This is a genomic window from Acrocarpospora sp. B8E8 (genome assembly GCF_039871605.1).
In the GTDB taxonomy this organism is placed as follows: domain Bacteria; phylum Actinomycetota; class Actinomycetes; order Streptosporangiales; family Streptosporangiaceae; genus Acrocarpospora; species Acrocarpospora macrocephala.
This window is the reverse complement of record NZ_JBDPLV010000070.1, coordinates 15376-33435: the sequence shown is the minus strand read 5'-3', so window position 1 is coordinate 33435 and position 18060 is coordinate 15376. Positions and strand designations below refer to the sequence as shown.

The following is an 18060-nucleotide window of genomic DNA, read 5'->3' as shown; positions in this document are numbered from 1 at the left end:
TCCAATGGGTGAGACCGGTATCGGGGAGGTCAGGGTCACTCGCTAGTCTTCGAAACATGGCCTCGACCGAACGCCACAGCGCTGTCACTGAGATGCCCGACGAACTCCGCGCCGACGTCCGCTTGCTGGGCGAACTGCTGGGTCAGGTGATCGCCGAGCAGGGCGGGCCCGACCTGCTGGCGGACGTGGAACGGCTGCGCAAAGCGGTGATCGCCGCGCGCCGCCGGGAGACCACCGTGGACGAGGTGGCCGCCCTGGTGAACACTTGGCCGGTGGAACGCGCGGTGGAGATCGCCCGCGCGTTCACCTGCTACTTCCACCTGGCCAACCTGGCCGAGGAGCACTATCGGATCCGCATCCTGCGCCGCCGCGACCGTGAGGGTGCGCCGGTGTCTGGACTGAGGAGCGGAGCGACGAGGGAAGACACCGGGGATGAGCACCCGAACCGCGATGCGGAGCATCGCAATCAACGCAGCAACATGCCGGTGCCGGAGTCGCTGGCCCAGGCCGTCAGGGACCTCAAGGACGATCTCGGTCAGGACGAGCTCAACCGGCTCATCGCCGGGCTGGAGTTCCGGCCGGTGCTGACCGCGCATCCGACCGAGGCCAGGCGGCGGGCCGTGGTCACCGCAATCCAGCGGGTCAGCGCCCAGCTCGACGCGTACAACACGCCGGGGCGGGGGGCGGCCGAGCGGGAGGAGGCGCACCGGCGGATGCTGGAGGAGATCGACCTGCTCTGGCGTACCTCCCAGCTCAGGAGCACCAAGCTGGACCCGCTCGACGAGGTGCGCACCGCGATGGCCGCCTTCGACGAGACCCTGTTCCGGGCGGTCCCGCACATCTACCGGTCGCTGGACGCCGCGCTCGAACCCGGCACCAGCACCCGCGCGCCCCGCTCCCGGGCCTACATCCGCTACGGCAGCTGGATCGGCGGCGACCGGGACGGCAACCCGAACGTCACCGCCAAGGTCACCAGGGAGGCCGTGCTCATCCACGCCGAGCACGTGCTGACCGCGCTGGAGACCGCCGCCACCCGCATCGCCAGGACGCTGACCGCCGCCTCCGCCTACACCCCGCCGTCCGAGCAGCTGCAGGCCGCGCTCGCCCAGGCCGAGGGCGACTTCCCCGACCTGGTCTCGGAGATGGCCACCCGCTCGCCGCAGGAGCCGCACCGGCAGTGGCTGCTGTTCACCGCCGCCAGGATCGCCGCGACCCGCCGCCGCGACCTCGACCTGGCCTATCTCTCGCCGGTCGACCTGCTCTCCGACCTGCGCCTGGCCCAGGATTCGCTGCGCGACGCGGGCGCGTTCCGGCAGGCCTATGGGGAGCTCCAGAACCTGATCTGGCAGGTGGAGACGTTCGGGTTCCACCTGGCCGAGCTGGAGGTGCGGCAGCACTCGCAAGTGCATGCCGAGGCGCTGGCCGAGCTCAACTCCGGGGGCCGCCGCTCGGAGCGGACCGAGGAGGTGCTGGCCACCATCCGGACCATCGCCTGGATCCAGGAACGGTTCGGGGTCAAGGCCTGCTCCCGGTATGTGGTCTCCTTCACCCGTTCCGCCGACGACGTCGTGGCCGTGTATGAGCTGGCCAAGCACGCGCTCGGCGAGCGGGCGCCGGTGCTGGACGTGGTGCCGCTGTTCGAGTCGGGCGCCGACCTCGACAATTCGGTGGCGGTGCTCACCGGGATGATGGAGGCCGAACCGGTCCGGCGCAGGCTGGCCGCCAACGGGCGCCGGATCGAGGTCATGCTGGGCTATTCCGACTCGGCCAAGGAACTCGGCCCGGCCGCCGCCACCATGCGCCTCTACGACGCGCAGGCCGCGCTCACCACCTGGGCGACCGCCAACGGCGTGCGGCTCACGCTCTTCCACGGCCGCGGCGGCGCGCTCGGCCGGGGCGGCGGCCCGGCCAACCGGGCGGTGCTGGCCCAAGCCCCGGGCTCGGTAGCCGGCCGCTTCAAGGTCACGGAACAGGGCGAGGTGATCTTCGCCAGGTACGGCCACCAGGCCATCGCCCGCCGCCACATCGAACAGGTCACCAACGCCGTCCTGCTCGCCTCCACCTCCAGCGTGGAATCCCGCACCGCCGAGGCCGCCGCCAAGTTCCGCGCACTGGCCGGTCAGGTGGCTTCGGCCTCCGAACAGGCCTACCGGGCACTGACCGAGGCACCCGGCTTCCCCGAGTGGTTCGCGCTGGTCAGCCCCCTGGAGGAGATCGGCTCCCTACGCCTCGGCTCCCGCCCCGCGCGTCGTGGGCTCGGGGCACCCAAATCGCTGGACGATCTGCGCGCCATCCCCTGGGTGTTCGCCTGGGCCCAAACCCGCGTCAACCTCCCCGGCTGGTATGGCCTGGGCAGCGGTCTGTCCGCCGTCCTGGACGCGGGCGGCCGGGCCGAACTCCAGTCCGCCTACAAGGAATGGCCGCTGTTCGCCTCCCTGCTGGACAACGTCGAGATGTCCCTGGCCAAAACCGACAAGGCCATCGCCTCCCGATATCTGGCCCTGGGCGGGCGAGACGACTTCGCCAAGCAGGTCCTGGAGGAGTACGACCTGACCCGCAAGCTGGTGCTGGAGATCACCGGGCACACCCGCCTCCTGGAGAGCCGCCGAGTGCTGTCGCGCGCGGTCCAACTGCGTGATCCGTATGTGGACGCGCTCTCGCACCTGCAGTTGCGGGCGCTGTCGGCGCTGCGCTCAGAGGAGCCACTGACCGAACACGAGCGGGATCGTCTGTCGACGCTGCTACTGCTCAGCGTCAACGGGGTCGCGGCCGGACTCCAGAACACGGGCTGACCAAAGCGCACCCGACTTCAGCGGATGGGCGTCAGAGCGTGGGCCGCAGAGTGTGGTACCAGAATGAGCAGGTCGTCGGCTTTCCCGCCGTTATCCGGCGCCGTTAACGCAGGTGGTGGTTCTCGCCGCACCGGCGCCAGCAGCGGCTGCGGCATTCCGCTAAATGCTGTTCGAGACCGGCACCAGCAGCGGCTGCGGCATTCCGCTAGGTGCTGTTCGAGCGTCGATTATTCGATGCGTTCGGCGCCCGCGTAGACGTTGAAGCGTTCGTCGCGGAGGAAGCCGATCAAGGTCATGCCGAACTCTCTGGCCAGGTCGACGGCCAGGGAGGAGGGGGCGGAGACCGCGCAGAGTAGTTCGATTCCGGCGGCCAGGGCTTTCTGTCCGATCTCGTAGCTGGCTCGGCCGCTGACCAGGAGTAGGTGGCCGGTCAGCGGGAGGCGGTCGTGCAGGAGGGCCCAGCCGACGAGTTTGTCCACCGCGTTGTGGCGGCCGACGTCCTCGCGGGTCTGCACGAGCGTGCCGTCGGGGGTGAAGAGTCCCGCTGCGTGCAGGCCGCCGGTGCGGGCGAACACGCCTTGGGCGTCGTGGAGGGTGGCGGGCAGGCCGTACAGGATTTCGGGGGTGACGCGCAGGGCGGTAGTGGTGAGCGGGACGCAGCGGTCTTTCAGGGCGTCGAGGCTGGCGCTTCCGCAGACGCCGCAAGCGCTCGATGTCATGAAATGTCGTTCTAAGTGGGGGATGTCGGGGATTTGGGGGAGGCGGACGGAGACCGTGTTGTAGCGGGCCTCGGGGAGTACGTCGTCGTCGGTGCAGTAGCCGATTGCCTGGATGTCGCCGGGTTTGACCAGGCCTTCGCCGTGCAGGAAACCCGCCGCGAGCTCGAAATCGGCTCCCGGCGTGCGCATGGTGATCGCGACGGTACGGCTGACGCCTCCGGCCAGCACCCGGATCTCCAACGGCTCCTCGGTAGCGAGATCATCACGCCGATCTTTGGCGATATTTCCGGATACCTGGCGGACGCGGTACCGGGTCACCGGGCCTGGGCGGATCATGACGGGTCGAGTGTCGCGTAGGCGTTGTAGTCGGGGATACGCGCGTCAGGGGAGCGGCGGGCCTTGTCCAGCAGGACGTTGCCCTCCGGCCAGTGGATCTGCACGTTGCCCGGCATCAGCGGAGCCCGCAGCACGTTCCCGGTGAAACTCCCGGTCGAACTGGTCAGCGTGACCTCGGCGCCGTCGGCCAGGCCAAGCCGGTCCGCGTCGTACGAGGAGATCAGCACGGCCTGCCGGGTCGCCCCGTTGAACCCGTCCCGGCGCTCGTGAACCATGCTGTTGAACTGCTTGCCACGCCGGGTCGCGACCAGGAACGAGCCGTCGGGCCGCTGGAGTTCGGGCAGGCCCACAGGGCTGAAACGGCCACGGTGATCCGGAGTGGGGAACAGGCCATCGGGACAGAGATGCCTGCCGCCGTATTGCACGTTGTCCCCGAACGCAGACAGACCGGAAATACCCTCATAAAAGGGCACCGAGCGCTCGATGTCCTCACGGATAGCCGCGGTTCCACCGGGGTAGCGGATCAGGTCCGCCAAATCGGGCCGAGCCCGGGCGGCCAGCTCAGTGAAGATCTTCCACTCCGGCCAGGCTTCGCCGATTCGAGGGCCTTCGACCTCGGGGGAGTAGATGATCCGACGCTCCGTGGACGTCTCCGTGACACCACCCGCCATCTCGTAGCGAGTCTGAGCGGGCAGCAGCAGCACGTCGCCAGCCCCCGGAACGAGCATCTGGGAAGAGAGCACGATGTCGATGTGCACCCGCAGCCCAGGCCGGGACAGCGCCTCGCGGCAGTAACCCGGATCCGGCAGAACCTCCAGGAAGTTACCTCCCGAGGAGATCAGCACGTCCAGCTCTCCCGCGTGCGCCGCGTCGACCATGTCCGTGGCTGTCAACCCCGGCGTTGTGGGAATCTCAAATCCCCACAACTCCGCGAACTTTGCCGCGTTCTCCGGGGTGACCGGCAGCCCACCAGGAAGCCCGGTGGCATATGCCCCCATCTCCGCCCCACCCTGCACACCACTGTGCCCCCGGATCGGCATCAGTCCGCAGTTATCCCTGCCGACAAAGCCCCGAGCCAGCGCCAGATTGACGATCGCCCGAACGTTCTCCTCGCCATACGCGTGCTGGGTGATACCCATCGACCACACCAGCACGGCCGACTTGGCCTCGCCAAGCAGCTTGGCCAGCGCGAACATATCCTCCCGAGTGGCGCCCGACAGAGCTTCCAGCGATTCCCACGTCTGCGCGGCGACCGATTCCCGTACGGCCTCGAACCCCGACGTATGCATATCGATGAACGCCTTGTCCAGCCAGTCGTTCTCGACCAGATGCTTGAGCACACCGTTCAGAAACCCGATGTCCCCACCGATGTTCACCCCGAAGAAATGATCGGTGATCTTCGTCCCGAACAGCGCGGACTCGGCGTTGGACGGCACCCAGTACCGCTCCATCCCCGGCTCACGATAGGTGTTGACCATCGCAACCTGAGTGCCCGCCTTCTTCGCGTGATACAGGTATTTCATCGCGACCGGCTGATTGTTCGAGGGATTCGACCCGATGAACACGATCAGATCGGAACCGATCCAATCCTGGTACGAGCACGTCGTCGCAGCCGCCCCGATCGCCTGCTTCAACGCCACCGTGGACGGCGAGTGACAGATCCGCGCGGCATTGTCGATCGAGTTCACCCCGATCGCCCGAACCGCCTTCTGCGCCGCGAAGTAGTTCTCATTGGGCACCCCCCGGCTGGTCAGATAAACCCCCACCTTCCCGCCAAGCCTCGCCACCGCGAGATCGAGCGCCTCTTCCCACCCGATCCTGGCAAACCCCGCCTCCCCCTGCCGCCGGATCATCGGGTACGGCAACCGCCCAAGCCCCCGCAACTCCCCACTCCGCGCCGGCAACGCGGACACGTCCTTCAACAGCCCCACATCCAACGCGGGCATCGTGTTCAGCTGAAGCAGCCGCAACCGGATGTTGCACAGATGGATCTCGTCCATCGTCCAGTCGCGCATCCCCTTGGTCCCCAGCGCGCACCCATCACAGGTCCCCTGCGTGAGGATCCGCCACGCATACCGCCGGTTCCCCTTGACCGCCCGGAAGGCCTTCCACAGCTCCAGATAGTTGTTGGGCTTCCGCTCGCCGATCCCGAAGGGTTTCCAGCTCGCCCAGTTCTTCCGGTCCATTTACGCTCCTCAAACGTACTTTCCCAACCTTATGCCGAACCTTAACTACTTGTTGTAGTGGTTCAACTACACAACGTAGTTATTCCAGGTCATTGCGGCAATCCGGTCACAGAGCGCCGCTCGGGAGGGGAAAATGGTCGGGTGCCAGAATCACGGTCTTTCGATCTTGAACGTACCCCGTTGTCGCAGGCAGCGCTGCAGAGCGCGCTCGTCCGCCCCGGCTCGCTGTGGTCGGCCGTCAAGGTCGTCGAGCGCACCGGTTCCACCAATGCCGATCTTGCTCAATCGGCCAGGGAGGGCATCCGGGAAGGAGCCGTCCTGGTCGCCGAATCGCAGTTCGCCGGCCGTGGGCGGCTCGGCAGGATATGGACCGCTCCGCCCAGATCCGGGCTGACATTCTCGGTGCTGCTGCGGCCGGACGTCCCGCTGCCCAAGCAGGGCTGGCTGTCGCTGCTGTTCGGCCTGGCCGCCGCGACCGCCGTACGGGCCGAGACCGGGGTCGACGTGCGGCTCAAATGGCCCAACGACCTGCTGGTGGGGGAGCGCAAGCTGGCGGGGGTGCTGGCCGAGCGGGTGGATCGGGCGGTCGTGGTCGGGATGGGGCTCAACGTGACGTTGCGGCAGGAGGAGCTGCCGGTGGAGCGGGCCACCTCGCTGCTGCTGTCCGGCTCGACGACCGTCGATCGTGGCGTGTTGTTGCTGGCCGTGCTGCGGGAGCTGGAGGCGCGGTATCGGGAGTGGGTGGCGGCCGATGGGGATGTGGAGTCGTGCGGGTTGCGCACGGCGTACCTGGCGGGGAGCGCGACGGTGGGGCAGGAGGTGCGGGTGGAGCTGCCGGGGGAGCGGGTACTGATCGGGTTGGCGACCGGGATCGACCGGTCGGGATACCTGATAGTGCGGTCCGAGGGGACCGATCACCTGCTGAGCGTGGGAGATGTGGTGCATGTCCGCGCTCCTGCCAATCCGTGACAACCAAGTGCCGGACAAAACACGACACGAAACTGATCGTCGTGCCACGATTCGGTCCATGGGTTTGCCCGATCATCACCTCACCGAGGGGGAGCGAGTCGTGCACTCGTTCCACCCGCACTGGAAGCGGCTCGTCGTGCCCTTCCTCGCGCTCCTTCTGGTCGTCGCCGCCTCCAGCGCCGCGATCTACTTCATCCCCGGCGACTTCGAGTGGGCCTGGCTGGCCAGGATCACCGTCGCCGTGGTCGCGGTCGTCGCGCTCACGCTGTTCTCCTTCGTGCCGTACCTGCGCTGGAAGACCACGTCCTACACGCTGACCACGCACCGGTTCAACATCAGCACCGGCATCCTGAACAAGTCCGACGACGACATCCCGCTCACCAAGGTCAACTCGGTCAGCTCCGACCAGACCCTGATGGAGCGCCTGTTCGGCTGCGGCACGCTGAAGGTCGAGTCGGCCTCCGACCGCGGCGAGATCCTCTACCGCGACATCCCCAAGATCCAGACCGTCCGCACCGAGCTGTTCCGGCTGGTGGAGGACGCCTCCGACGGGAACATCGACGGCAAGTGACGCCCGACGGCAGGACCCCGGACCGACGACCGACTTCGGACGACATCCAGCGGCTTTTTCTGGGCCTGCCGCCGCGCTACACCCGCCGTGAGATCGCCTCGACCGCCGGGATCCCGCAGGAGCTGGCCGAGCGGATCTGGCGCGCGCTCGGCTTCGCCACCCTGGCCGACGACGCGGTCGCCTTCACCGACGCCGACCTCCAGGCGCTACAAAGGATCCGGATGATCCTGGACGCCGGATTGCTGGACGAGGTCACCCTGATCCGGATGACCCGGGCGCTCGGCCGGACCACCGCGCGGCTGGCCCAGTGGCAGACCGAGATTATGATCGGCGCCCTGCTGGACCAAGCGCCCACCGACGCCGACCTGGCCCGGGTCCTGCGCGCCGCGGAGCTGCTGCTGCCCGACTTCGAGCTCACCCTGGTGCACGTCTGGCGGGCCCAGCTGGCCGCCTCGGCCAGCCGCCAGCTGGCCCTCACCGAGAACGGCGACCGTACGACGCTGGCCGTCGGCTTCGCCGACCTGGTCTCCTTCACCCGGGTCTCCCGCGACCTCGACGAGCTGGCCCTGGCCGACCTGGTCGAAGGCTTCGAGGCCCGCGCCTCCGACGTGGTCGCCCAGCACGGCGGGCGCCTGGTCAAAACCCTCGGCGACGAGGTCCTCTTCACGGCCACCGAAGCCGAGACCGCCGCCCGGATGACCCTCGACCTGGTCGACGCGCTCGGGCAGGGCGATCCGGGGGTGCGGATCGGCCTCGCCTACGGCCCCGTGCTGCCGGTGATGGGCGACGTATTCGGCACCACCGTCAACCTGGCCGCCAGGCTGACCGCCATCGCCCGCCCGGGCAGCGTGGTCGCCGACAGCGCTCTGGCCGAGAGCGTCACCGGCCTGGCCGGCATCGAGGTCGTCAAGATCCGCCGCCGCCCGGCTCGCGGGCTCGGGCTGGTCCAGCCCTATGTGCTGCGGCGAGGGTCAGCTTGACGGCGAGGCCGCTCATGGAAATCCTGATCAAACACACGGAGGTGCGGAATGTTGTATGAAGTCCAGGGCGTGATCGCTAAAGGTAAGGGTGCGCCGGTCACCTTGGAGACCGTGCTGGTCCCGGACCCGGGCCCCGGCGAAGCGGTTGTCACGATCCAGGCCTGCGGGGTCTGCCACACCGACCTGCACTACCGCGAGGGCGGCATCAACGACGACTTCCCGTTCCTGCTCGGCCACGAGGCCGCCGGCGTGGTCGAGGCCGTCGGCGCGGGCGTGACCGGCCTGGAACCCGGCGACTACGTGATCCTCAACTGGCGGGCCGTCTGCGGCAACTGCCGGGCCTGCCTGCGCGGTCGCCCTTGGTACTGCTTCGCCACCCACAACGCCACCCAGAAGATGACCCTGACCGACGGAACCGTGCTCAGCCCCGCGCTCGGCATCGGCGCCTTCATCGAGAAGACGCTGGTCGCGGCCGGTCAGTGCACCAAGGTCGACCCGCGGGCGAAGCCGGCCGTGGCCGGTCTGCTCGGGTGCGGCGTGATGGCCGGGCTCGGCGCCGCCCTCAACACCGGCGGGGTGAGCCGAGGCGACTCGGTGGCCGTGATCGGCTGCGGCGGCGTGGGCAACGCGGCCATCCTCGGCTCCCAGCTGGCCGGAGCCGGGACGATCATCGCCGTGGACGTGGACCCGCGCAAGCTCGAGTGGGCTCGCGACTTCGGCGCCACGCACACCGTGAACTCCCGCGAGAGCGACCCCGTGGAGGCCATCCGCGAGCTCACCGGTGGCCACGGCGCCGACGTGGTGATCGAGGCGGTCGGGCGGCCGGAGACGTACGAGCAGGCCTTCTACGCCCGTGACCTGGCCGGGACCGTGGTGCTGGTCGGCGTGCCCACCCCTGACATGCGCCTGGACCTGCCGCTCCTGGACGTCTTCGGCCGCGGCGGCGCCCTCAAATCCTCCTGGTACGGCGACTGCCTGCCCAGCCGCGACTTCCCCATGCTGATCGACCTCTACCTGCAGGGCCGCCTCAACCTGGACGGCTTCGTCTCCGAGACCATCGGCCTGGGCGACGTCGAGGAGGCCTTCGCCAAGATGCACCGCGGCGAGGTCCTGCGCTCGGCGGTGGTGCTGTGAGCATCGACCGCCTGATCACCTCGGGCAGCTTCTCGCTGGACGGCGGGACCTGGGAGGTCGACAACAACGTCTGGCTGGTCGGCTCCGGCGACGAGGTCGTGATCATCGACGCGGCGCACGACGCGGCCGCGATCCTGGCGGCGGTGGCCGATCGGCGGGTCACCGCCATCGTCTGCACGCACGGCCACAACGACCACATCGACGCGGCGGCCGAGGTGGCCGCGGCGACCGGGGCGCCCATCCTGCTGCATCCGGCCGACCAGGTGTTGTGGGAGATGCACTACGGGAGCGATGTGCCGTACGTGCCGTTGAAGGACGGGCAGGTGATCGACGCGGGGGAGGTGGCGCTCACCGTGCTGCACACGCCCGGGCACTCGCCGGGGGCGGTCTGCCTGCACGCGCGGGAGCTCGGGGTGGTGTTCAGCGGGGATACCCTGTTCCAGGGCGGGCCCGGGGCGACCGGGCGGTCGTACTCCTCGTTCGAGACGATCATCGAGTCGATCGAAGATCGGCTGCTTACGCTGCCGGCGGAGACGATCGTGCACACCGGGCACGGTGATTCCACCACCATCGGCGCGGAGGCCCCGCATCTGGCGGAGTGGCTGCACAGGGGACATTGACGTGTGGTGAGCCTCACATAGGCAAGCCTTACCAAAGTAGGCTACCTTAGGTGTGCCTAACCTACTTCTGAGAGGCTTTCTCCCGTCATGTATGTCTGCATTTGCCACGCCGTGACCGATACGGAGGTTCACGCCTGTATCGCGGCAGGCGCGAAGAGCGCCCGGCAAGTGCGCGACACCACCGGCGCGGGAGGCGACTGCGGCTCATGTGTCCGGAAGATCTGTGCAATCCTGAAACGGTCCGAAGACCTGATCACCACCGCATAGATCCAAGGGGCCCGTCATGCAGGGCGACAGAGAGATCATCGCGCTGCTCAACGAGCAGCTGACCTCCGAACTCACCGCCATCAACCAGTACTTTCTGCATGCCAAGATGCAGGAGAACTGGGGTTTCACGAAGCTGGCGAGCTACACCAGGGCCGAGTCCTTCGACGAGATGAAGCACGCGGAGAAGCTCACCGACCGCATTCTCTTCCTGGAAGGCCTGCCCAACTACCAGAAGCTGTTCACCCTGCACATCGGCCAGACCGTGCGCGAGCAGATTCAGGCCGACCTGGACCTGGAGCTGGGCGTGGTGCAGCGGTTGCGGCCCGGGATCGCGCTCATGCGCGAGCGTGGGGACATCGTTTCGGCCCTGCTCTTCGAGGAGATCCTCGAAGACGAGGAGCACCACATCGACTACCTGGAGACCGAACTCGAGTTGATGGACACCCTGGGCGATCAGCTGTATCTCCAGCGATACGCGGAACCACCATCGGCCTCGTGATCGGCCGCCCGTCGGGTCCACCCGGCGGGCTTCTTTTTTCCCGTGCCCCTACCCCCTTCGGGCGGATGAACTACCGCGATAAACCGACCTTTAGGAGTGTTTGCCCAGGTCAATTGATAAGTCAACGACGAGTCAAACCGCGCGCTGCTGCCGGGAAACGATCGCTTAAGGTCCTACGATCGCTTCATGACCTGCGTACTTCTCGCCGAGGATGACACCTCGATCTCCGAGCCGCTTGCGCGCGCACTGCGCCGGGAGGGCTATCAGGTAGAGGTGAGTCCGGACGGCCCGCAGGCCCTGGAAAGGGCTCTTTCGGGGGGCGTCGACCTCATCGTTCTCGACCTTGGCCTGCCCGAGATGGACGGGCTGGAGGTCGCCCGTCGCATCAGGGCCGAAGGCCACGGGACGCCCGTGCTCATTCTCACCGCCCGTGTCGACGAGGTCGACACGGTGGTCGGCCTCGACGCCGGGGCCGACGACTACGTCACCAAACCGTTCCGACTCGCCGAACTACTCGCCCGGGTCCGGGCTCTACTCCGGCGCGGCACGTCGGAGACGCCCGTGGTCCAGGGCGTCAGGATCGACGCCGACTCGCGCCGCGCCTGGATGGGCGACAAGGAACTGCATCTGACCACCAAGGAATTCGACCTGCTCCGGGTCCTCGTCCGGGACGCCGGAAAGGTCGTCACGCGCGAACAGATCATGCGTGAGGTGTGGGACACCAACTGGTGGGGTTCCACCAAGACCCTGGATATGCACATTTCGTGGCTGCGCCGCAAACTCGGCGACGATGCCGCCAAGCCCCGGTACATCACTACCGTGCGAGGGGTCGGCTTCCGCTTCGAACGCGAGTAAGGGGCCATGCGGAGGCGTTTGCTCTCCTCGATGCTGCTGGTGGCGGTCATCGCGGTTCTGCTGCTCGGTGTGCCCCTGGGCGTGGTCGTCGTACGGCTCATCAACGACGAGGCCGCCCAGGAGCTCAACGCCGAAGCGACCCGCGTGCTGATCAGCGTGGAGTACGCGATCAGCCAGGAGCAGCCGGTCGACCCCAAGCAGCTCGCGAGCAACTACCCCAACCGGTATATCCAGGTCGCGTTCCGGGGCATCGCCCCGATCGCCGTGGGCACGCAACCCCCGGCGAACCGCTCGCTCACCGAGGACGCGCGCTCCGAGAACGGCGTGGTGCGCGTCAGCAGGGACACCGCCCAGATCGACCACGAGATACGGGCCCGGCTGCTGCTCACCATCGCCCTGGCGGTCGCCGCGCTCGGCGTGGCCATCGGCCTCGCCGTGGTGACCTCGCGCCGGCTCTCCCTGCCGCTCCTGGACCTGGCGAAGATCGCGGAGCGGCTGGGATCCGGCGACGCCCGGCCCAGCAGGCACCGCTATGGCATCCCCGAACTCGACCGGGTCGCCGAGGTGCTGGACCGCAGCGCCATCCGCATCTCCGAACTGCTCGGCCGCGAGCGCGAGTTCGCCACCGACGCCTCACACCAGCTCAGAACCCCCCTGACCGGCCTCACCATGCGCCTGGAGGAGATCGTCGCCGCCGCCGCGGAGCCCGCCATCGTGCGGGAGGAGGGCGAGGCCGCCATCCTGCAGGCCGAGCGCCTCACCGCCGTCATCGACGAGTTGCTGGCCGCCGCCCGGCGGCAGCGGCACTCCCAGGCCGAGCCGATCGACATCGACGAGGTCCTGATCCAGCAGATCGGCGAGTGGGAGCCCGCGTTCCGGCGGTCCCACCGGGTCATCGAGCTGCTGGGCACCCGGGGCCTGCTCGCGCTGGCCACCACCGGCGGGCTAAGCCAGGTGGTGGCGACCCTGCTGGACAATTCGCTCCAGCACGGCGGAGGTCCGGTGCGGATAACCACCACCAGCTCGGAGAAGTCGATCGTCATCGAGGTGTCCGACCAGGGGCCGGGCGTGCCGGAAAAGATAAGGAACCGGGTGTTCGAGCGGAACGTGACCGGGGGACGCGGGACCGGGCTCGGGCTGACGCTCGCGCGGTCCCTGGTGGTGGCCGACGGGGGGCGGCTGGAACTGATCAAGCCGCGCCCGGCGACCTTCGCCATATTTCTCCGCCAGGTGGGGGAGAGCGGCCGCCGTCACCGGGTGGTGAGCGGGCCCGCCTGATCGACCGCCTCCGGCTGGAGCTCCGGAGCCAGGAAGACCCATCGCTTGTACGACCAGAAACGGAACAAGGTGCCGAGTCCCGTGCCGATCAGGGTGGCGATGTTGTTGGCGATCAGGCTGTCCAGGCCCAGGGTGTAGCGGCTGAAGCTCAGGCAGAGCAGCTCGATCAGCAGGCCGACCCCGTTTAAGATGAAGAACAGCATGTATTCCCTGGCCAGGCCGCTCTGCTCCCGATGGCGGAAGGTCCAGTAGCGGTTCCCGAAGTAGGCGAAGGTCGCGGCGATCACCGTCGCGATGACCTTCGCGGTCAGGGTGCCCTCCGACCCCCACAGGGCCCACAGGATGTTGACGACGCCAAAGTTGATCACGAAGGCCATGGCGCCCACGGTGCCGAACTTCAACACTTCGTGGACGAGTGCGGCGAACCGCTCGTATGCGCGACGGATGAGCTGCACGAGCCGTACGGTCCTTCCTGCTTGGGGGTTCGACTCAGGCTACCGGCCCGTGCTCCGTACCGGAGTCCCGTTCCACCCTGACACAGGTTCTTCCCAGCTCACCCAAGAACATTTCAGTAAATTTCCGGCTATTGGGGCAAAAGGCGGTGTTACGCTCGCGCGGACATTGGGCGTTTCGCTGGTGAGGAGACTCCGGGATCATGGGCCTCATGGGGGGGCGCGTTCGTCGTGGGGTTTGTGTCTTCGGCCTGGTGGGGGTCGTGGCATGTGGGGGGCAGCCGGTCGCGGCGCCGGTTTCCAGCGAGCCTTCGCCGCCGGCCTTGACGCTGGACGCGGCCGAGCGTGCGCTGGAGATTCTGCCGGAGTTGCGGGATGCCTGGCGGGGGGTGGACTGCGGCAAGGTGGATTCCTTGACGGCCTGGGCGGAGGGTGAGCTCGGGGCGACCGTGTGTGCGGCCGTGCAGAATGGGCTGCCGGGGGTTGATATTCCGAATTATTCGGAAATAGAGGTGTTTCTGCCGGGGGATCAGGAGGAAGGGGCCTGGTTCGCGGCGCTCGCGCGGGAGCCTGATCCGGCGTATTTCGTCTTCGCTTTCGAGGATGGGGTGTGGCAGCTGGCGTACGGGCCGATTCCGTTGCTCGGGAAGGCGCCCGCGGAGGACGCGGTGCCGACGGGGGCGACGGACATGATCGTCAAGGCTCGGCTGGTGCCGCAGCAGTATCTGACCTATCTCACCGATCCGGCCGGGGTGAGCGGGGTCACCTTCCCGGCGGGGGATCCGGTGCGGACACTGCTGGAGGAGCTGCTCCGTACCCCGCGAAAGGCCAGGCCTGACCGGGTTTCGGTGGATGTGCGGCTGGCCACGGATGCGTCCCGGGCGTTGCTGCTCGCCGACGGGGGCGCGCTGGTCTTCCACGCGATCACGCTGGTCTTCACGCAGAAGCCCGGGGCCGGCCGTGGTGCTCTTCGCCATGCCCGGTACGGCTCCGCCACGGTGAAAGCGTTTACCGGGAAGGCCAAGGCGGGGAAGCTCACCGGGAGTGAGGTCCTCTTTCTGACCACGCGGGTCAGCAAAGCGGGCAAGATGACCACGATCGGGGTTCGGCGGGAGCTCGCACATATCACCGCGGGCTAAGCTAGCCCTTTGTGAACAGCCCTAACGTTGCGCCTGTCGTCGGCATGGTCGGTGCTGGGCAGCTTGCCCGGATGACTCAGCAGGCGGCCATCGCGCTTGGCGTGGAGTTGCGGGTGCTGGCGAACGCGCCTGATGAGAGCGCGTCGCGGGTGATCACTCAGACGGTGCTTGGGGATTATCGGAATCTGGATGATCTGCGGGCGTTCGCGGATGGGTGTGACGCGGTCACGTTCGATCATGAGCATGTGCCGGGTGGGCATATTCGGGTGCTGGCGGAGGCGGGGGTCGCGGTGCGGCCCGGGGCTGACGCGCTCATCCATGCTCAGGACAAGGCGGTCATGCGTGAGCGCCTTGGGGCTATTGGTGCGCCTTGTCCGGCTTGGGCGCGTGTGGATTCGGTGTCGGCTGTTGAGGAGTTCGCGGGGGAGAACGGCTGGCCGGTCGTCCTGAAGGCGGTTCGCGGGGGTTATGACGGCCGAGGAGTCTGGGTGGTCGAATCCGCTGGCGAAGCCGCCCAGGTCCTGAAAAATGGTGTTGAGCTGATTGCTGAGGCTTTCGTCCCTTTCGAGAGGGAGCTTGCCGTGCTTGTCGCGCGGTCCCCGCACGGGCAGGGAGTCAGCTACCCGGTCGTGGAAACCGTCCAGGAAGACGGCATCTGCATGGAAGTGATCGCCCCCGCTCCTGACCTGGACGCCGAAGACGCCGCCCAAGCCCAGCGGATCGCGCTCACCATCGCCGCCGAACTCGGCGTCACCGGCCTGCTCGCCGTCGAGATGTTCCAGACCAAAACCGGCCTGATCGTCAACGAGCTGGCCATGCGCCCGCACAACAGCGGCCACTGGACCATCGAAGGCACCCGAACCTCCCAATTCGAACAACACCTCCGGGCTGTTCTCGACCTTCCGCTCGGCTCGCCCGCCATGACCGCCCCCGTCGTCGTCATGGCCAACCTCCTCGGCGGCCCCGACCCGGACATCTTCGCCCGGTACGAGCACGTCCTCGCCCACGACCCAGGCATCAAGCTGCACTTCTACGGGAAGGAAGTCCGTCCAGGCCGAAAAATCGGACACGTCACTGCACTCGGCACCGACCTGGAGGATGTACGCGCCCGCGCCCGGCATGCCGTGACCTGCCTGAGGGGACCGGTCTGACGTTGGCAATAGGGCGATGACCGGGCTGGGGCGACGACCGGCGTGGTCTTCATGACGTTCTGGGCGGAGTTCACACGCGGGCTCGGTACCACTTCTTCGATTGAAGGGATCCTGACATGACGCAAACCCAGCCAGAGACCACCCCGCAGGTCGGCATCGTCATGGGCAGCGATTCCGACTGGCCGGTCATGAAAGCCGCCGCCGAAGCCCTGGCGGAATTCGGCGTGCCATTCGAGGCCGACGTCATCTCCGCCCACCGCATGCCCACCGAAATGATCGACTACGGCAGACACGCTGACTCCCGCGGCCTAAAAGTGATCATCGCCGGCGCGGGCGGCGCAGCACATCTGCCCGGCATGCTCGCCTCGGTAACCCCCCTGCCCGTGATCGGCGTACCCGTCCCCCTCAAATACCTCGACGGAATGGACTCACTCCTGTCCATCGTGCAGATGCCAGCAGGCGTCCCTGTCGCCACGGTAGCCATCGGCGGCGCCCGAAACGCCGGTCTGCTGGCTGTACGCATTCTGGCCGCCACTGATCCCGGGCTTCAGGGTCGGATGGTCACCTTTCAGATCGCGCTACGTGAGCAAGCCCATGCGAAGGGCGCGAATCTTCGCGCGGAAGTGTCGGGCCTTCAGTTGTAGGCCGTACCGCACGGGTTTAGGGGCGGCCGAGGGCGCGGTAATTCCAGTGTGCTGCGCGCCAGATTTCGGAGTCGAGGGCGTTGCGGCCGTCGACGATGTTGCGGGTGTTGACGACCGTGCCGATGGCTTCGGGGTCGAGGTCGACGAATTCCTGCCATTCGGTAAGGAGGAGTACCACGTCCGCGTTCCGGACCGCCGTTAGCGCGGAATCGGCAGTGCCCAGGGTGGGATGGGCCTTGCGAACGTTGTTCAGGGCGACCGGGTCGTACACGGTCACCGCGCCGCCCTCCTGGCGGATTGTGAGAGCGACGTCGAGAGCGGGTGAGTCCCGGATGTCGTCGGAGTTCGGTTTGAAGGCCGCGCCGAGCACACCCACCGTCCGGGTATGGAAGGAACCGCCGACCAAGTCACGCGCAAGATCGACCATACGAGCCCGCCGTCGCATGTTGATCGCGTCCACCTCGCGCAGGAAGGAAAGCGCCTGGTCCGCGCCCAGCTCCCCGGCCCGCGCCATAAACGCCCGAATATCCTTGGGCAGGCACCCACCCCCGAAACCCAGCCCCGGGTTGAGGAATCGCCCGCCGATACGCTCATCGAAAGAGAGCGCCAGCGACAACTGCTTCACATCCGCATGTGCCGCCTCACAGACCTCGGCCATCGCGTTGATGAAGGAAATCTTGGTCGCCAGAAACGCGTTCGCCGCGGATTTGACCAGCTCGGCCGTCGGGAAATCGGTGACCACGGTCGGCACGTCACCCAGTGGCGTATACACATCACGAAGTATCTTCTCGGCCCGCTCCGACGCGACCCCGAACACGAGCCGATCCGGCTTCAGCGTGTCCCGCACCGCGAACCCCTCACGCAGGAACTCCGGATTCCACGCCAGCTCGACATGCGGCCCCGCCAAGAGCGCGAGTTTGTCGGCCAGGCGCTGTGCCGTACCAACCGGAACCGTCGACTTCCCCACCACCAGGCACTCCCGCCTCAAATGCGGGGCCAGCGACTCCACGACGGCGTCGAGATAGGACACGTCCGCCGCGTACTCCCCCTTCTTCTGCGGCGTCCCCACGCACACGAAGTGCACGTCCCCGAACTCCGCCGCCTCCTCATAGGACGTGGTGAACCGCAACCGCCCAGCCGCCAGATTCCGCCGCAGCATCTCCTCAAGCCCCGGCTCATGAATGGGCAACTCCCCACGCTGCAAGCTCGCGATCTTCTCCGGATCGACATCCAGCCCCAGAACCTCGAACCCCAACTCCGCCATACACGCCGCGTGCGTGGCCCCCAGGTACCCAGTCCCCAACACGGTCAGACGGTACGCCACGGCCACGCTCCCCACATTTGCCCACCTTTTGCGTCCCGGAATGTTATCCCAGGCTAGACACCCACTCCGGGCCGCCTGACACTGCACCCCCACCGCCAGCGACCTGCCATTGCCCTATCCAAAGCGAGCCAACCTCGAATGCTG

General features: G+C 67.5%; 17 protein-coding genes. 13 read left to right on the top strand and 4 right to left on the bottom strand.

Features of this window, described 5'->3' with window-relative positions; genetic code table 11:
- The first annotated feature begins 56 nt into the window (after positions 1-56).
- Positions 57-2792, top strand: coding sequence for a phosphoenolpyruvate carboxylase (locus ABGB08_RS43655; RefSeq protein ID WP_347603244.1), 2736 nt, complete (start codon positions 57-59; stop codon positions 2790-2792).
- Positions 2793-3019: 227 nt separating this feature from the next.
- On the opposite strand, the gene fdhD is transcribed toward ABGB08_RS43655, so the two are convergent.
- Positions 3020-3847: a formate dehydrogenase accessory sulfurtransferase FdhD gene (fdhD, locus tag ABGB08_RS43650; protein WP_347603241.1), complete on the bottom strand. Its 828-nt coding sequence runs from the start codon at positions 3845-3847 to the stop codon at positions 3020-3022.
- The gene (locus ABGB08_RS43645) at positions 3844-6033 is read right to left on the bottom strand and encodes an FdhF/YdeP family oxidoreductase (protein WP_347603238.1); all 2190 of its coding nucleotides are present in this window, start codon (positions 6031-6033) and stop codon (positions 3844-3846) included. The genes fdhD and ABGB08_RS43645 overlap by 4 nt, the downstream gene beginning before the upstream one ends.
- 180 nt (positions 6034-6213) lie before the next feature.
- On the opposite strand from ABGB08_RS43645, the gene ABGB08_RS43640 reads away from it, so the two are divergent.
- The 9 genes from ABGB08_RS43640 (at position 6214) to ABGB08_RS43600 (ending at position 13206) form a co-directional block, all read left to right on the top strand.
- Positions 6214-7002 carry a biotin--[acetyl-CoA-carboxylase] ligase gene (locus ABGB08_RS43640; RefSeq protein ID WP_347603235.1) on the top strand — a complete coding sequence of 263 codons (789 nt, stop codon included), beginning with the start codon at positions 6214-6216 and terminating at the stop codon, positions 7000-7002.
- A 58-nt stretch (positions 7003-7060) separates the two neighbouring features.
- The gene (locus ABGB08_RS43635) at positions 7061-7573 is read left to right on the top strand and encodes a PH domain-containing protein (RefSeq protein WP_155361018.1); all 513 of its coding nucleotides are present in this window, start codon (positions 7061-7063) and stop codon (positions 7571-7573) included.
- The gene (locus ABGB08_RS43630) at positions 7570-8553 is read left to right on the top strand and encodes an adenylate cyclase regulatory domain-containing protein (protein ID WP_347603232.1); all 984 of its coding nucleotides are present in this window, start codon (positions 7570-7572) and stop codon (positions 8551-8553) included. Before ABGB08_RS43635 ends, ABGB08_RS43630 begins: the two co-directional genes overlap by 4 nt.
- A 48-nt stretch (positions 8554-8601) precedes the next feature.
- Positions 8602-9687 (top strand): S-(hydroxymethyl)mycothiol dehydrogenase, encoded by a 1086-nt coding sequence (locus ABGB08_RS43625; protein ID WP_347603229.1) that lies wholly within the window; start codon positions 8602-8604, stop codon positions 9685-9687.
- Entirely contained in the window at positions 9684-10307 is a 624-nt protein-coding gene (locus ABGB08_RS43620) for an MBL fold metallo-hydrolase (protein ID WP_347603226.1), read from the top strand. Before ABGB08_RS43625 ends, ABGB08_RS43620 begins: the two co-directional genes overlap by 4 nt.
- A gap of 87 nt (positions 10308-10394) precedes the next feature.
- Positions 10395-10574 (top strand): (2Fe-2S)-binding protein, encoded by a 180-nt coding sequence (locus tag ABGB08_RS43615; RefSeq protein ID WP_155361020.1) that lies wholly within the window; start codon positions 10395-10397, stop codon positions 10572-10574.
- A 16-nt stretch (positions 10575-10590) separates the two neighbouring features.
- Positions 10591-11073 carry a bacterioferritin gene (bfr, locus tag ABGB08_RS43610; protein WP_155361021.1) on the top strand — a complete coding sequence of 161 codons (483 nt, stop codon included), beginning with the start codon at positions 10591-10593 and terminating at the stop codon, positions 11071-11073.
- A gap of 186 nt (positions 11074-11259) precedes the next feature.
- A complete protein-coding gene (locus ABGB08_RS43605) occupies positions 11260-11928 on the top strand; it encodes a response regulator transcription factor (protein WP_030451323.1) in 669 nt (222 codons plus the stop codon).
- Positions 11929-11934: 6 nt separating this feature from the next.
- A complete protein-coding gene (locus tag ABGB08_RS43600) occupies positions 11935-13206 on the top strand; it encodes an ATP-binding protein (RefSeq protein WP_347603219.1) in 1272 nt (423 codons plus the stop codon).
- Here ABGB08_RS43600 and ABGB08_RS43595 read toward each other — a convergent pair.
- Complete coding sequence (locus ABGB08_RS43595) at positions 13179-13661, bottom strand: GtrA family protein (RefSeq protein WP_347603216.1); 483 nt, start codon at positions 13659-13661, stop codon at positions 13179-13181. The two genes, ABGB08_RS43600 and ABGB08_RS43595, sit on opposite strands and share 28 nt — an antisense overlap.
- 260 nt (positions 13662-13921) lie before the next feature.
- Here ABGB08_RS43595 and ABGB08_RS43590 point away from each other — a divergent pair, with 260 nt between their 5' ends.
- The 3 genes from ABGB08_RS43590 (at position 13922) to purE (ending at position 16592) form a co-directional block, all read left to right on the top strand.
- Positions 13922-14797: a hypothetical protein gene (locus tag ABGB08_RS43590; protein ID WP_347603213.1), complete on the top strand. Its 876-nt coding sequence runs from the start codon at positions 13922-13924 to the stop codon at positions 14795-14797.
- Between the two features lie 11 nt (positions 14798-14808).
- The gene (locus ABGB08_RS43585; RefSeq protein ID WP_347603210.1) at positions 14809-15948 is read left to right on the top strand and encodes a 5-(carboxyamino)imidazole ribonucleotide synthase; all 1140 of its coding nucleotides are present in this window, start codon (positions 14809-14811) and stop codon (positions 15946-15948) included.
- Between the two features lie 116 nt (positions 15949-16064).
- A complete protein-coding gene (gene purE, locus ABGB08_RS43580) occupies positions 16065-16592 on the top strand; it encodes a 5-(carboxyamino)imidazole ribonucleotide mutase (protein WP_347603207.1) in 528 nt (175 codons plus the stop codon).
- Positions 16593-16608: 16 nt separating this feature from the next.
- Here purE and ABGB08_RS43575 read toward each other — a convergent pair whose 3' ends face one another.
- On the bottom strand, positions 16609-17916 hold the full coding sequence (locus tag ABGB08_RS43575) for a UDP-glucose/GDP-mannose dehydrogenase family protein (protein WP_347603204.1): 1308 nt from the start codon (positions 17914-17916) through the stop codon (positions 16609-16611).
- Between the last annotated feature and the right edge of the window lie 144 nt (positions 17917-18060).

What these genes read in the sequence shown, in the direction of transcription:
- ABGB08_RS43655 (WP_347603244.1), top strand. Translation starts at nt 57, where the DNA reads ATGGCCTCGACCGAACGCCACAGCGCTGTCACTGAGATGCCCGACGAA.
- fdhD (WP_347603241.1), bottom strand. Translation starts at nt 3,847, where the DNA reads ATGATCCGCCCAGGCCCGGTGACCCGGTACCGCGTCCGCCAGGTATCC.
- ABGB08_RS43645 (WP_347603238.1), bottom strand. Translation starts at nt 6,033, where the DNA reads ATGGACCGGAAGAACTGGGCGAGCTGGAAACCCTTCGGGATCGGCGAG.
- ABGB08_RS43635 (WP_155361018.1), top strand. Translation starts at nt 7,061, where the DNA reads ATGGGTTTGCCCGATCATCACCTCACCGAGGGGGAGCGAGTCGTGCAC.
- ABGB08_RS43625 (WP_347603229.1), top strand. Translation starts at nt 8,602, where the DNA reads ATGTTGTATGAAGTCCAGGGCGTGATCGCTAAAGGTAAGGGTGCGCCG.
- ABGB08_RS43615 (WP_155361020.1), top strand. Translation starts at nt 10,395, where the DNA reads ATGTATGTCTGCATTTGCCACGCCGTGACCGATACGGAGGTTCACGCC.
- bfr (WP_155361021.1), top strand. Translation starts at nt 10,591, where the DNA reads ATGCAGGGCGACAGAGAGATCATCGCGCTGCTCAACGAGCAGCTGACC.
- ABGB08_RS43605 (WP_030451323.1), top strand. Translation starts at nt 11,260, where the DNA reads ATGACCTGCGTACTTCTCGCCGAGGATGACACCTCGATCTCCGAGCCG.
- ABGB08_RS43600 (WP_347603219.1), top strand. Translation starts at nt 11,935, where the DNA reads ATGCGGAGGCGTTTGCTCTCCTCGATGCTGCTGGTGGCGGTCATCGCG.
- purE (WP_347603207.1), top strand. Translation starts at nt 16,065, where the DNA reads ATGACGCAAACCCAGCCAGAGACCACCCCGCAGGTCGGCATCGTCATG.